This is a genomic window from Paractinoplanes maris (assembly GCF_023544465.1).
Taxonomy (GTDB): domain Bacteria; phylum Actinomycetota; class Actinomycetes; order Mycobacteriales; family Micromonosporaceae; genus Actinoplanes; species Actinoplanes maris.
In genome coordinates this window covers 50525-63703 of the sequence record NZ_JALPVL010000001.1, presented here as the reverse complement: position 1 = coordinate 63703, position 13179 = coordinate 50525, and the positions used below count along the sequence as shown (strand labels likewise).

Below are 13179 nucleotides of genomic sequence, written 5' to 3'. Positions count from 1 at the left end.
CGGGCTCGGCCCGGCTCCCCGTTGGATTCCTTCTGCCGTGTTGATCCTCACCGGCTTGCTTCTGGTGCTCGTGGTGACCGCTGTCACCGGCTATTTCGTCGCGCAGGAGTTCGGTTACGTCGCCGCCGACCGTGGTCGTTTGCGCCGCGACGCCGAGCAGGGCGACCAGGCCGCCGTCCGGGCACTCAAGGTCACCGAGCGCCTCTCCTTCGTGCTCTCCGGGTCGCAACTCGGCATCACCGTGACCGCCCTGCTCGTGGGTTACGTCGCCGAGCCCTTCCTCGGCGAGGGCCTCTCGGCGCTGCTCGGCGGGGCCGGCGTGCCGGCCGCGGTGAGCATGCCCATCTCGGTGGCCTTCGCGCTGCTCATCGCCACTGTCGTGCAGATGGTGCTGGGCGAGCTGGCGCCGAAGAACCTGGCCATCGCGCGCGCCGAGACCCTGGCCAAGGCGCTGAGTCGCTCCACCCTGATGTATCTGACCGTTTTCGGGCCGATCATCCGGCTCTTCGACCGTACGTCCGCGGGTCTGCTGCGCCGCATCGGCATCGAGCCGATCGAGGAGCTGCCCGAGGGCGCGACCTCCGAGGACCTCGAGCAGATCATCCGTGAGTCGCGGGCCAACGGCGGCCTCGACGACGAGCTCTCCACGCTGCTCGACCGCGGTCTCGACTTCCGCGGGCGCACGGCGGCCGAGGCCATGATCCCGCGCGTCGACGTGCACACCATCGCAGCCACGGGCACGGCGGCCGACGTGGTGGCCCTGCTCGACACCCATCGCTCCCGCTTTCCGGTACGAGGTGAAGAGGTCGACGAGATCGTCGGTGTCGTCAGCATCGCCGACATCCTCGCGGTCGCGCCGGCCGAGCGCTCCTCGGTGCCGGTCTCGTCCGTGATGTCGGCCCCGGTCCTGGTGCCGTCCTCGCTGCGGCTGCCGGCGGTGCTCGAGCGCCTGCGCTCCGCTCACCGCCAGCTCGCCTGCGTGGTCGACGAGTTCGGCGGCTTCGCGGGCATCATCACGCTCGAGGACATCGCCGAGGAACTGGTCGGCCAGATCCGCGACGAGGACGACGAGGCCGAGCCCGCTCCGGTGCGCCAGCCCGACGGCTCGTGGCTGGTGCCGGCCCGCTGGCGGATCGACGAGATCACCGACGCCACCGGCGTCGACCTGCCGGTCGGCGACGACTACGAGACGGTGTCCGGCCTGGTGCTGGCCCGGCTCGGGCGGGTGGCCAAGGCCGGTGACTCGGTCACCATCGACGGCGGGTCCCTTTCCGTACGGGTGGAGAGCGTCGACCGGCACGTCCCCCTCACGGTTCGGATCTCCCGATGAACGCGCTCTGGGTCACGTTGCTGCTCATCGGCAACGCCTTCTTCGTCGCCGCCGAGTTCGCCCTGGTGGCGAGCAAGCGGCACCGTCTCGAGCAAGCCGCGGCGGGCGGCAGCCGGGCGGCCAAGGCGGCGCTCGACGGCACCCGCGAGCTGTCAGTCATGCTGGCCGGCGCCCAGCTCGGCATCACGCTGTGCTCGCTGGGCCTGGGCGCGCTGGCCGAGCCGTCGCTCGAGCACCTGTTCGGCCCGGCCCTGCACGCGCTCGGCCTGCCCGAGGTGGCGAGCCACGTCATCGCGTTCCTGCTCGCCCTGATCATCGTCACGTTCCTGCACCTGGTGATCGGCGAGATGATGCCGAAGTCGTGGGCGATCACCCACCCCGAGCGGTCGGCCATCCTGCTGGCGTTGCCGTTCCGGATGTACGCGCGGATCGTCGGCCCGGCCCTGCGGGTGCTCAACGCGATGGCCAACGCGGCACTGCGCCCGTTCGGCGTCCACCCGCAGGATCAGCTGGCCCAGGCCCACGGCCCGGCCGAGATGCGCATCCTGCTCGACCGCTCGCGGGCCGAGGGCCTGATCGAGGCCGAGCAGAGCGAGCTGCTGACCAGCGTGCTGGGCCTGGCCTCGCTGCCGGTGCGCGACGTCATGCTGCCGACCACGCAACTGGTGTCGGTGCCCAGCACCGCCTCGGTCGCCGACGTCGAGCTGGCCTCGCTGACCAGCGGCCGGTCGAGGATCGCGGTCACCGGCGCGGGCGATCAGGTGGTCGGCATCGTGCACGTCCGCGAGGCGGTGCGGGCCAGCGCGGCCGGCCGGGCACCGACGGCGGGCGAGCTGATGGAGCCCGCCTTCCTGCTCGACCCCGAGGTGAACGTGGTCGAGGCGGTGGCCGCACTGCGGGCCGGCCGCACCCAGCTGGCCGTCGTCACCGGGGCCGCACCCGCGCCGGAGGCCGCCCCCACCACCGCCTCCGTCCCGGTGGACGCGGTCGCGCAGATCGGCTTCGTCGCCCTGGAGGACCTGCTGGAGCAGGTGATCGGCCGCTTCGACGACGAGACCGACGACCTGCCCGCCACGACGAGCGCGTGAGCCTCGCTCCTCGCGGAGTGCGTCCCCCTGTCAAGCCACCCCATCGCAAATTCAAGGAGGAATGATCCGGTGGTCTTCAAGAAGATGATGCGCGCCTTCGGCGCCGGCGGGCCGACCGTCGACACCGTGCTGGCCAACCCGAACACACGGCCCGGTCTGGCCCTGGAGGGGCAGGTGCGGATCGCCGGCGGTGACCACGACGTCACCATCGAGGGAGTCGTGCTGGGCCTGGTCACCCGGGTCGAGTCCGAGCACGGCGACCATCTCGCCGAGTTCCACCGGCTGCCGGTCGCCGGCGCCTTCCAGCTGCGCCAGGGCGAGCAGCGTGACCTGCCGTTCTCGTTCCCGGTGCCGTGGGAGACGCCGATCACCGACGTCTACGGCCAGCGTCTGCACGGCATGACGATGGGGCTGCGGACCGAGCTCGCGGTGGCCAAGGCCGTCGACAAGGGCGACCTCGACCACGTGTCGGTGCACCCGCTGCCCGCGCAGGAGCGGATCCTCGACGCCTTCGCCCGCCTCGGCTTCCGTTTCAAGAGTGCCGACCTCGAGCACGGCGCGATCCACGGCGTCCGGATGACCCTGCCGTTCTATCAGGAGATCGAGTTCTACCCGCCCCCGCAGTACGCGGGAGCCGTCAACGAGGTCGAGGTGACCTTCATCGCCGACCCGCAGGGTGTCGAGGTCGTCCTGGAGTTCGACAAGCGCGGCGGTTTCCTGACTCCCGGGCACGACGCCTACGGCCGCTTCCGCGTCCCGCACGCCGACGCGGACACCACCGACTGGGGCGCGGTCGTCGAGCGGGCGGTGTCCGAGGCCGCGGGCCGCTATCAGGGACTGCGCGCCGCCGGTGGCTTCGGCGGTCACGGCGGCCCGGGTTACGGCGCTCCGGGTTATGGCGGTCACGGCGGTTACGGGCGCGGCGGTGGCCACCACGGTCACTACCGCCGGGGTCACGGCGGCGGCATGGGAATGGCCGCGGGTGTGGCGGGCGGCGTGGTCGGCGGCATGATCCTCGGCGAGGCCATGGAAGAGGTCTTCGAGGACGACGGCGGCGACTTCGAAGAGGAGTGATCCACTCCGGCTGTGCGGTTCACTGAGGCGGACCGCACAGCCGGCCCGCCGATCGCCGTCAGCGAACGCGGGGCAGGTGGCGCGCCGCCCTAGCCGGCCGCCGCGGCCATGGAAGCGCCGGCGGCCAGGCGCTCGCGCAGGCGGTCGCCGGCGGCGGGCCACTCGTCGGCGGTCATGCCGAACACCACGGTGTCGCGCCAGGAGCCGTCCGGCCGCTGTTTGTGCCGCCGGAGCACGCCCTCGCGCACCGCCCCGAGCCGGGCGATCGCCTGCTGGGAGCGCTCGTTGCGAATGTCGGTGTACCAGAACACGCGCTCCGCCCCGAGCACGTCGAACGCCTGCTCGAGGAGCAGCAGCTTGGCCTCCGTGTTCACCCCCGTCCGCCACCACGGGCGCCCGACGGCGGTGTGCCCGATGGCCAGAGCGCGCCGCTCGGGGTCGATGTCGTGGTAGCTCGTCAGGCCGATCACCCGGCCGGTGCCCGCCTCGATCTGGGCCCACGCGACCTGGCTGCCGGCCCAGCGGGCGCTCAACAGCCGGGCGAGATAGTCACGCATCGCCGGGACGGTCTGCGGCCGGTGAGCAGGCAGGTATCGCCAGACCTCGTCGTCGCCGAGCGCCTCGACCAGCCCGGCCGCGTGGCCGAGCGTGAGCGGCTCGAGGCGGACGTGCCGGCCGGCCAGCGGCACCGGGGCGGCCCAGGGCAGCGCGCTGCCGGGCAGGTAAGCGGGCTCGGCGGCGGTGACACCGTCATCGGTCTCGGCCGGGCCGAACACACGCCGGACGGGAAGGACGCCGGCCCAATGCGGCAGCGCGAGATCCTCCGGTTCGTCGATCACGCCACCGGTGCGGGCCCGCGCCGACACCTCGACCAGGTCGAGGGCGAGCACGCTGGTCTCGGCCAGGTCGCGCCGGTTGGGCACGCGGCTGTCGGCGGCCCGGCCGGCGCCGACCTTGTCGACCAGCGCCGCCATCGCGGCCTGCTTCTCCTCCGGGTCGGAGACCAGCCGGGCGGCGCCGTGCACGACCACCGATCGGTAGTTGGCGCTGTGATGGACGTGGGAGCGGGCATAGACGATGCCGTCGAGCAGGGTGACGCTGACCGCGACCGGCACCTCGCCGTGGCGGACCGACAGACCCAGGCGACCGCCGGACGAGCCGTGCAGATAAAGCGTCTCGCCCACGCGGACCTGCAGGGTGGGCAGCACCCGGGGCTCGCCGTCGACGACGAACGCGACCGTACAGTCGAACGCCTCGTCGAGAATGGCGTGCGCCAGCTCGCGGTCGTAGTGCATGCGCTCGCGGTAGCGGGTGGCGGTCGTGCGGCTCGTCCGTGGATACGTGTCGGACATCAGGCCTCCCGGGCGGCTGCTTGTGCTTTCGTGTGTACTAGTACAGAATCGTTGGTGTGTCAGCACAGTATCAGGTCAGCGGCGACAGCGCCGCCGCGATCTCCGCCAGCATCGAGCAGGGCGTCCGCTCCGGTGACTGGGTCTTCGGCGCGGCGCTGCCTTCGGTCCGCGTGCTCGCCGACTCGCTGCACGTCAGTCCGGCCACGGTGGCCAAGGCCTATCAGGAGCTGCGGCAACGCGGTGTGGTGGAGACCGAGGGCCGCCGCGGCACCCGCATCCGCTCCCGCCCGCCGGTCGCCGGCCCCCGGTCGGCCCTCCGTCTCCCGATCCCGCCGGGAGTGCGCGATCTCTCGTCCGGCGAGCCCGACGTCCGCCTCCTCCCGTCGCTCGGCCGGGCCCTGCTGGCGATCGCCGGGACCCATGGCTCCCCGCAGGGCTACGCCTCGGCCGCCGCGATGCCCGAGCTGATCGAGGCAGCCCGCCCCCGCCTGGTGGCCGACGGCATCCCGGCCGCCGACGCCGAGATCACCGTCACCTCGGGCACCCTGGATGCCATCGAGCGCCTGCTCTCGGCTCACCTGCGAGCCGGTGACGCGGTGGCCGTCGAGGATCCGGGCTGGGCCAACCTGCTCGACCTGCTGGCCGCGCTCGGCCTGCGCCCGGTCCCGGTCCCGGTCGATCGCGAGGGTCCCGATCCGGTCGCGATGGCCGCCGCCCTGCAGTCGGGCGCCCGGGCCGCGGTCGTCACCGTGCGCGCGCAGAATCCGACCGGGGCGGCCGTCAGCGAGGCCCGGGCCGGGGCTTTGCGCGACCTGTTCAGCGGTCACCCGGGTGTGCTGGTGATCGAGGACGATCATGCCGCCGAGCTGGCCGAGCAGGCGCCGCACTGCGTCGGCCCGGTCACCGGCACCTGGGCCCTCACCCGCTCGGCGTCCAAGCCGTTCGGACCCGATCTGCGCATCTCCCTGCTCGCCGGCGACGAGGCCACGATCGCCCGCGTGGTGGGCCGCATGCGCATCGGCTCGGGCTGGGTGTCCACGGTCCTGCAGCGCCTGCTGCTGCACCTCTGGCGCGACGACGAGGTCACCCGCGCGGTGGCCGAGGCCGCCGGGACATATGGTCGCCGCCGGCACGCCTTGCGCGAGGCCCTCCGTGTCCGGGGCCTCCTCGCTGAGGGCGACACGGGCATCAATGTCTGGGTGCCGGTCGCCGACGAGACCCGCACGGTCGGCCTGCTGCGCGAGGCGGGTTACGCCGTAGCGCCGGGCTCGCTGTTCCGGGTGGCCGCACCCCCGGGCGTCCGCATCTCGGTCGGTCCGTTGCTCGAGGAGGAGATCCCGGCCCTGGCCGATGCCGTGGCCACTGCCGTCCGCCCGCCGGCTCTCTATGCCCCCACCCGATAGGGGTAGGAGGTGGGAGGGATGCTTCTTCACCCCCATTCGGGGTAGAACGTTGTCCATGCCAAGGACCGATGCGCCGGTCGGCGCGCAGCAGTGGGTTCCCGCCGAGCCGCGGGACCTCGACGAGCTGAAGGAAGCGGCGGCGCACTGCGAGGGCTGCGAGCTCTACGCGAACGCCACGCAGACCGTCTTCGGCCGGGGTGCGCCGAACGCCAAAGTGGTGTTCGTCGGCGAGCAGCCCGGCGACGTCGAGGATCAGCAGGGCCTGCCGTTCGTCGGCCCGGCCGGGCGGCTGCTGCGCGAGGCGGTCGACGACGCCGGCCTGGACCCGTCAGATCTCTGGATCACCAACGCGGTGAAGCACTTCCGGTTCGAGCTGCGGGGTAAGCGGCGGATCCACCAGAACCCCGGCCCGGCCCACATCACCGCCTGCCGGCCCTGGCTGGTCGCCGAGTTCTCGCAGCTCAAGCCCGAGCTGGTGGTGATTCTGGGCGCGACCGCCGGGCGCGCCCTGATCGGCCCGTCGTTCCGGGTCACCCAGCAGCGCGGCAAGCTGATGCCGTGGCCCGCCTCGGCGCAGCACCCCGGGGATTTCCCGGTCGCCGAGATCCAGGCCCTGGCCACGATCCACCCGTCGGCGGTGCTGCGGGCCGACGACCGCGAGACCGCCTACCGCGGCCTGGTCGACGACCTCAAGATCGCCGCCGCGGCGGTGAAGTGAGCGGATCGCTCAGCCATCGGCCGGCCGCGAGGTGAGCAGCTGGTCGAGCCCGTCGAGGATGCGGTCGAGGCCGAACCGGAAGGACCGCTCGGAGTCGCGGACGGCGTTGTACTCCTCGCCCGCGGTGGTGCCGACCCGGCCCGAGATCGGGTAGGCGTCCAGCGGCATCAGCCGCTCCAGCACGGGCGCGTTGACCGCCCACCACTCCGCGTCCGAGATCCCCGACTGCTCCGCCGTGCGGCGGGCGGTCACATCGGCCCGGGCCGACGCCGCCGTGAAGTCGCCGATCAGCGTGATGGTCTGATCCATCTCGAGATCGGTGAAGCCGGCCCCTTCGATGGCCGCCAACTGCCACTCGTACCGGTCGGAGCCGTTCGGCCCGATCCACGGGCGGCTCTGCTCGACCTGGAGCAGCCACGGATGCCGGTGGAACTCGTCCCACATCTGCCGGGCGACCGCGGTCAGCCGCTCGCGCCAGTCACCCTCGTGCGGTGGTAGCCCCGGCTCACCCATCACTTCGTCGACCATGAGGCCGATCAGCTCGTCCCGGCTCGGCACGTACGTGTAGATCGACATCAGCTTGAGCCCGAGCCGATCGGCGACCTTGCGCATCGAGAACGCCGGAAGCCCCTCCTCGTCGGCCACCGCGATCCCGGCCCGGATCACCTCGTCGACGCTGAACCGCTGCTTGGGCCCGCGCGAGCCCTGCGGCACCCCCAGGACGCGTCGCCACAGCAGGCTCAGCGTGCGGTCGACGTCCTGATTTTCCATGTGCCGAGATTACCCCGTGGGGTGTACGGTGTACTCCGCACCGAAATACCGTGTGGCATACGGAGTTAAGGAGACAGCGTGAATCTCCAGGCAGAGGGGCTGCGCAAGAGGTACGGGGACGTGCCCGCGCTCGACGGTTTCGACCTCGCCGTCGCGCCCGGCGTGATCCACGGGCTGCTCGGCCCCAACGGCGCCGGCAAGACCACGGCGGTCAAGGCACTCGCCACGCTCATCGATGTCGACGGAGGCACCGCCCGGGTCGCCGGTTTCGACGTACGGACCCAGGCCCCCCAGGTACGCCGGCGGATCGGCCTGATCGGGCAGAACGCGGCGGTCGACGAGATCCTCGGTGGCCGGCAGAACCTGGTGATGTTCGGCCGCCTCTACGGCTTGAGCACAGTGGACGCCCGGGCCCGGGCCGACCGTCTGCTCGACATGTTCGGGCTCACCGAGGCGGCCGAGCGGGCCGTCTCGACGTACAGCGGTGGCATGCGCCGCCGGCTCGACATCGCCGCCGGCTTCATCCTCACCCCGGCGGTGCTCTTCCTCGACGAGCCGACCACGGGCCTCGACCCGCGGGGCCGCAACGAGGTCTGGGCGGCCGTCCGCGAGGTCGCCGAGGCCGGCACCACGGTCCTGCTGACCACGCAGTACCTCGACGAGGCGGATCAGCTGGCCGCCCGCATCTCGGTCATGAACCACGGCCGGATCGTCGCCGACGACACCCCGGCCGTGCTCAAGCGCCAGATCGGCGGCGACCGGGTCACCGTGACCATCGCCGCCGGCACGCCTCTGGAGCCGGTGGCCGAGCAGCTCACCGCCGCCGTCGGGCTCCCGGCCACGCCGGACGCGGAGTCGCACAGCCTCACCTTCGAGGTCGGCTCCGGGGTCACCGCCTTGGCCGCGATCGTCCGGGCTCTGGACAGCTCCGGCATCACCCCTGAGGACCTGATGCTGCGCCGGCCCACGCTCGACGAGGTCTTCCTCACCTTGACCGCCACTGATCAGGAGGCTGCGCGATGACCGCCGTACGAGCCGGCTGGATCCTCACCCAGCGCAACCTGGCCCACTGGGCCCGGCAACCGTGGACGCCGATCTTCGGGTTGCTCTTCTCGATCATGTTGTTGCTGGTCTTCGGCTTTCTTTTCGGTGGCGCGATCACGGTTCCCGGCGGTGGCGATTACATCACCTTCCTGCTGCCCGGCATGCTCGCGCTGAGCATGATGTTCGGCGTCGAGGGCACGGCCACCGCGATGGCCGGCGACGCGCGTAAAGGGATCACCGATCGGTTCCGCTCGCTGCCCATCGGCAGTGCGTCGGTCGCCCTGGGCCGGGTCGGGGCCGATCTGGCCAACTCGGCCGTCGAGTTGCTGGTGCTCATCGTCGGCGGTCTGCTGATCGGCTGGCGGATCACCTCGGATCCGGCCTCGGCCGTCCTGGCCGTGCTCCTGTTGCTGCTCTTCCGGTTCGCCATGCTGTGGATCGGCATCTTCATCGGACTGTCGTTCCGCGGCGAGGGCGCGACGATGGCCGTACAGGTGCTGGTCTGGCCGATCGGCTTCCTCTCGACGGCGATCGTGTCGGCCGAGACGATGCCGGGCTGGCTGGGCGCGATCGCCGCCTGGAACCCGCTGTCGGCGACGGCCACGGCGGCGCGGTCGCTCTTCGGCAATCCCACCGGGATCACCGAAGGGCCGCTGGCGGATGCCACGGTGTGGCTCGCGATCGGCTGGCCGGTGCTGCTCACCGCGGTGTTCCTGCCGCTGTCGGCGCGGGCTTATCGCCGCCTGCGGAGTGGGTAGGCTCGTGGGGTGCGGTTGACGGATTTCTGGACGCGGCTGGCGGAGGCCTTCGGGTCCGCCTATGCGCGCAGCATCGCGGCGGACCATTCTTTTGCCGAGCTGGGCCACCGGACGATAAACCAAGCGATTGCGGACGGTATCGATACGGCTACCATCTGGCGTGCGGTGGTAGCCGCGTACCCCGATCGGGTGCCCTCCCGCCTGCGATAAGGCGTTTTTAGTACACCCGTTCTGGCGTGTCACTCGTTCGTCGTACACGTGTTCGGCTATTGTCCACAGCGGCTCAGTTATCCACAGCTCGGGCAGGCCGGCGAATTTTTGTCATACCCACCGCCTACCTTGATGCCCGTGGCGATGAACAGAAACGCATCGGCGAAGACGACCGTTAAATCGGGTACAGGGGTGGCGGACATGGTGGCAGGACCTGACCGGGACAAGGCGCTCGATCTGGCGCTCGCTCAGATCGACAAGCAGTTCGGCAAGGGCTCGGTGATGCGGCTGGGCGAGCGACCGGTCGTGGAGACCGCGATCATCAAGACCGGCTCCATCGCGCTCGACGTGGCGCTCGGCGTCGGCGGCCTGCCGCGCGGCCGCGTCATCGAGATCTACGGGCCCGAGTCCAGCGGTAAGACGACGGTCGCGCTGCACGCGGTGGCCAACGCCCAGCGCAATGGCGGCATCGCGGCCTTCATCGACGCCGAGCACGCGCTCGACCCGGAGTACGCGAAGAACCTCGGCGTCGACACCGACGCGCTCCTGGTCTCCCAGCCCGACACGGGTGAGCAGGCGCTCGAGATCGCCGACATGCTGATCCGCTCGGGCGCGCTCGACATCATCGTCATCGACTCGGTGGCCGCACTCGTGCCGCGCGCCGAGATCGAGGGCGAGATGGGTGACAGCCACGTCGGCCTCCAGGCCCGCCTCATGAGCCAGGCGCTCCGCAAGATCACCGGCATCCTGAGCAACTCGGGCACGACCGCGATCTTCATCAACCAGCTCCGCGAGAAGATCGGCGTCATGTTCGGCTCGCCCGAGACGACGACCGGTGGCCGCGCGCTGAAGTTCTACTCCTCGGTCCGGCTCGACGTGCGCCGCATCGAGAGCCTCAAGGACGGCACCGACGTGGTCGGCAACCGCACCCGCGTCAAGGTGGTGAAGAACAAGGTGGCCGCGCCGTTCAAGCAGGCCGAGTTCGACATCATGTATGGCAAGGGGATCTCCCGCGAGGGCTCGCTGATCGACGTCGGCGTCGAGCAGAACATCATCCGCAAGTCCGGCGCCTGGTATACGTACGACGGTGACCAGCTGGGCCAGGGCAAGGAAAAGGCGCGCGAGTTCCTGAAGGAGAACCCCGACGTCGCCGCCGAGATCGAGAAGAAGATCCTCGAGAAGCTGGGCGTCGGCCAGACGACCGGCGACGCCGCCGGTGGCCCTGAGCTGCCGCCGGTCGACTTCTGATCGGGATAACCCGACATGCCGGCCCGACGGGGCGCGCGTTCCGGGCGCGGGTGGGATCCTCTCCCACCCCGCCCCGCCCGCGCCCACGATGAGCAACCGCTCGACGAGCTCCCCGCCGGCGACGATCCGGAACGCGGCAACGTTCCCACCCGTCGCCGGCGGGATTCGCCGGGCGGCACCCCCTCGCCGGATGACGGTGCGGGCCGCCGCGGTCGTGCCGCCGGCGGTGCGGCGGCGCAGCCGGCTCAGAGCGAGAGCGACCGGGCGCGGGAGATCTGCCTGCGGCAGCTCGCCGTGCGTCCGCGCACCCGGGCCGAGCTGGCCAAGGTGCTCGTCCGCAAGGAGATCTCCGAAGAGGTGATCGCCGAGGTCCTCGACCGGTATGACGAGGTCGGCATCATCGACGACGCGGCCTTCGCGCGGGCCTGGGTGGCCAGCCGTCATCACGGTCGTGGACTGGCCCGCCGCGCCCTGGCCAACGAGTTGCGGCAGCGTGGTGTCGATGCCGAGGTCGCCGGCGAGGCCCTCGAGACCGTCGACGACGACGACGAGGCCGCGACCGCCCGGGCCCTGGTCGACCGCAAACTCCGCACGGCGTCGGGCGCGCCCGACGCCGTCTTCCGCCGCCTGGTCGGCATGCTGGCCCGCAAGGGCTACCCGGCCGGCGTCGCCATCCGCGCCGTCAAGGACGCCCTGGCCGCACGCGACGCCGAGGCAGCCGAGTTCGCCGACCAGCTTGACGCCGACGCCCTGGCCTCCGACATCGACCCCACTTCCTGACTGAGCGCCGCCGCCGCAACTGAGCACCGCCGCAACTGAGCACCGCCGCAACTGAGCACCGCCGCAACTGAGCACCGCCGCAACTGGGCGCCGCCGCAACTGAAAGCCGCCGCAACTGGGAGCCGCCGCCGCATGTGCCCGCGGCGTCGCTCGGCGGCGGCGACCATCGGGGACTTCCGGTTCACCGCGGCTTCGGCAAGCAGCTGTCCCCGCTGGTGCGGTGCTGGTCCGGCCGTGGCGAATCCGTCGCGGCAGGCCGAGCCGATATAGAGGGTGATCGCTGCCGGACATCGGTGGTCGCCACTGGTTGGTAGCATGCGATTTTGTGACCGAGTCCTCGCCGAGCGGCATGCGGCGCCACGGTCCCTTCCCGGAGGGCGCCGAGCCGATCGGTGCCCGGCAGCCCGCCGACGCGGACGTTCCACCGCTGGCCGGCTGGATCGAGGACACCTCGAGCACCCCCGAGCCGGCCCAGCCGGGCAGCGACTCCGCCACAGCCGCCGGCGACGATCCGCACAACCCGGTCCCCGCGAGTGGCAGCCCCTATCCAGGCACTCCGCATCCGACCAGCGGCGGAGCCGGCCCGGCCTACGGTCCCTTCCACGGTGACCCCGGCGGGGAGAGTCAGGAGGGGTGGTCCGAAACCCCGTACGGCTTCTCCACCCCACCCGGTCGCCGCATCGAGCCGACTCCGCCACCCGAGCGCAGCCGCCTGGTCATCGGCATTCTGGCCGGGCTCGTGGCCGGCCTTCTTCTCTTCGGCACCGGTGGGTATTTCGCCGGCCGGGCCACCGCCCCCCGCGCCACGGGCGCGCCCACGCCGGCGCCGGTGGGCAACGGCGAGCTGGGCGTCTTCGAGCGGAACCAGGTGGCGGTCAACACCCCCGACTTCGCCGGCAGCAAGCTCACCACCATCGCCGAGGGGTGGCTTCCCTACCTCTCGACCTGCACGCGCAGCGGCTCCCCGGGCGGCCCCAAGCTCAACGACGGCGAGAAGGTCCGGGTCCGCTGCACCCTCGACGGCATGAGCGCGATCTTCGTGGAGTACGCGTCGGACGCCGAGCGGGACAGGGCCCGGGCCAAGGTCACCGGCCAGGCGGCCGACGCCCGCACTCTCACCCCGGGCGTCGCCCCGGCCACCGAGCAGGCATCGCCCTCCGGCCGCACCACCGGCAACTACGCGGAGTATGCCTACCGTCTCACGGAGAGTGGCACCACGAGGACTATCAGCGGCATCTGGTGGGACGACGCCCAGGCTCCGGTCGCGGGGTATCTGCTGGCGTACTGGCGAGAGGGTCTCGGTGAGAAGTGGGACCCGATGCGCGATCTCTGGTCCCGGTACGCCTGAAATGCCCACCAGTGTTGTGAGCTGGGCGTAAGCGAGTCTGTGCCCTAAGTCCCAT

General features: G+C 71.5%; 13 protein-coding genes. 11 read left to right on the top strand and 2 right to left on the bottom strand.

Going from position 1 to position 13179, the window contains the following annotated elements:
- Positions 1-37 precede the first annotated feature (37 nt).
- The 3 genes from NAG42_RS00305 (at position 38) to NAG42_RS00295 (ending at position 3492) form a co-directional block, all read left to right on the top strand.
- The gene (locus NAG42_RS00305) at positions 38-1330 is read left to right on the top strand and encodes a hemolysin family protein (protein WP_250027178.1); all 1293 of its coding nucleotides are present in this window, start codon (positions 38-40) and stop codon (positions 1328-1330) included.
- Positions 1327-2418 carry a hemolysin family protein gene (locus NAG42_RS00300; RefSeq protein ID WP_250027177.1) on the top strand — a complete coding sequence of 364 codons (1092 nt, stop codon included), beginning with the start codon at positions 1327-1329 and terminating at the stop codon, positions 2416-2418. The genes NAG42_RS00305 and NAG42_RS00300 overlap by 4 nt, the downstream gene beginning before the upstream one ends.
- 69 nt (positions 2419-2487) lie before the next feature.
- Positions 2488-3492, top strand: coding sequence for a sporulation protein (locus NAG42_RS00295; protein ID WP_250027176.1), 1005 nt, complete (start codon positions 2488-2490; stop codon positions 3490-3492).
- An 89-nt stretch (positions 3493-3581) separates the two neighbouring features.
- Here NAG42_RS00295 and NAG42_RS00290 read toward each other — a convergent pair whose 3' ends face one another.
- The gene (locus NAG42_RS00290; RefSeq protein ID WP_250027175.1) at positions 3582-4844 is read right to left on the bottom strand and encodes a bifunctional pyridoxamine 5'-phosphate oxidase family protein/GNAT family N-acetyltransferase; all 1263 of its coding nucleotides are present in this window, start codon (positions 4842-4844) and stop codon (positions 3582-3584) included.
- Between the two features lie 56 nt (positions 4845-4900).
- Here NAG42_RS00290 and NAG42_RS00285 point away from each other — a divergent pair, with 56 nt between their 5' ends.
- Together NAG42_RS00285 and NAG42_RS00280 are read left to right on the top strand one after the other, a co-directional pair.
- Positions 4901-6247, top strand: coding sequence for an aminotransferase class I/II-fold pyridoxal phosphate-dependent enzyme (locus NAG42_RS00285; RefSeq protein WP_250027174.1), 1347 nt, complete (start codon positions 4901-4903; stop codon positions 6245-6247).
- A gap of 55 nt (positions 6248-6302) precedes the next feature.
- On the top strand, positions 6303-6965 hold the full coding sequence (locus NAG42_RS00280) for a UdgX family uracil-DNA binding protein (RefSeq protein WP_250027173.1): 663 nt from the start codon (positions 6303-6305) through the stop codon (positions 6963-6965).
- A gap of 9 nt (positions 6966-6974) precedes the next feature.
- Here the strand turns inward: NAG42_RS00280 and NAG42_RS00275 are convergent, their stop codons facing one another.
- Positions 6975-7736 carry a TetR/AcrR family transcriptional regulator gene (locus tag NAG42_RS00275; protein ID WP_250027172.1) on the bottom strand — a complete coding sequence of 254 codons (762 nt, stop codon included), beginning with the start codon at positions 7734-7736 and terminating at the stop codon, positions 6975-6977.
- 78 nt (positions 7737-7814) lie between these two features.
- On the opposite strand from NAG42_RS00275, the gene NAG42_RS00270 reads away from it, so the two are divergent.
- The 6 genes from NAG42_RS00270 to NAG42_RS00245 all read left to right on the top strand — a co-directional run bounded on the left by NAG42_RS00270 (position 7815) and on the right by NAG42_RS00245 (position 13124).
- Complete coding sequence (locus tag NAG42_RS00270) at positions 7815-8759, top strand: ATP-binding cassette domain-containing protein (RefSeq protein WP_250027171.1); 945 nt, start codon at positions 7815-7817, stop codon at positions 8757-8759.
- Complete coding sequence (locus NAG42_RS00265) at positions 8756-9538, top strand: ABC transporter permease (protein ID WP_250027170.1); 783 nt, start codon at positions 8756-8758, stop codon at positions 9536-9538. The genes NAG42_RS00270 and NAG42_RS00265 overlap by 4 nt, the downstream gene beginning before the upstream one ends.
- A gap of 9 nt (positions 9539-9547) precedes the next feature.
- On the top strand, positions 9548-9748 hold the full coding sequence (locus NAG42_RS00260; protein ID WP_250027169.1) for a DUF3046 domain-containing protein: 201 nt from the start codon (positions 9548-9550) through the stop codon (positions 9746-9748).
- A gap of 201 nt (positions 9749-9949) precedes the next feature.
- Positions 9950-10996 (top strand): recombinase RecA, encoded by a 1047-nt coding sequence (recA, locus tag NAG42_RS00255; protein ID WP_250002052.1) that lies wholly within the window; start codon positions 9950-9952, stop codon positions 10994-10996.
- A 15-nt stretch (positions 10997-11011) separates the two neighbouring features.
- The gene (locus tag NAG42_RS00250) at positions 11012-11776 is read left to right on the top strand and encodes a regulatory protein RecX (protein ID WP_250027168.1); all 765 of its coding nucleotides are present in this window, start codon (positions 11012-11014) and stop codon (positions 11774-11776) included.
- A 325-nt stretch (positions 11777-12101) separates the two neighbouring features.
- Positions 12102-13124: a hypothetical protein gene (locus NAG42_RS00245; RefSeq protein WP_250027167.1), complete on the top strand. Its 1023-nt coding sequence runs from the start codon at positions 12102-12104 to the stop codon at positions 13122-13124.
- The last annotated feature ends 55 nt before the right edge of the window (positions 13125-13179 follow it).

Excerpts from the sequence above, each read along its gene's own strand:
- NAG42_RS00265 (WP_250027170.1), top strand. The coding sequence starts at position 8,756 with ATGACCGCCGTACGAGCCGGCTGGATCCTCACCCAGCGCAACCTGGCC.
- NAG42_RS00250 (WP_250027168.1), top strand. The coding sequence starts at position 11,012 with ATGCCGGCCCGACGGGGCGCGCGTTCCGGGCGCGGGTGGGATCCTCTC.
- NAG42_RS00290 (WP_250027175.1), bottom strand. The coding sequence starts at position 4,844 with ATGTCCGACACGTATCCACGGACGAGCCGCACGACCGCCACCCGCTAC.
- recA (WP_250002052.1), top strand. The coding sequence starts at position 9,950 with ATGGTGGCAGGACCTGACCGGGACAAGGCGCTCGATCTGGCGCTCGCT.
- NAG42_RS00300 (WP_250027177.1), top strand. The coding sequence starts at position 1,327 with ATGAACGCGCTCTGGGTCACGTTGCTGCTCATCGGCAACGCCTTCTTC.
- NAG42_RS00280 (WP_250027173.1), top strand. The coding sequence starts at position 6,303 with ATGCCAAGGACCGATGCGCCGGTCGGCGCGCAGCAGTGGGTTCCCGCC.
- NAG42_RS00275 (WP_250027172.1), bottom strand. The coding sequence starts at position 7,736 with ATGGAAAATCAGGACGTCGACCGCACGCTGAGCCTGCTGTGGCGACGC.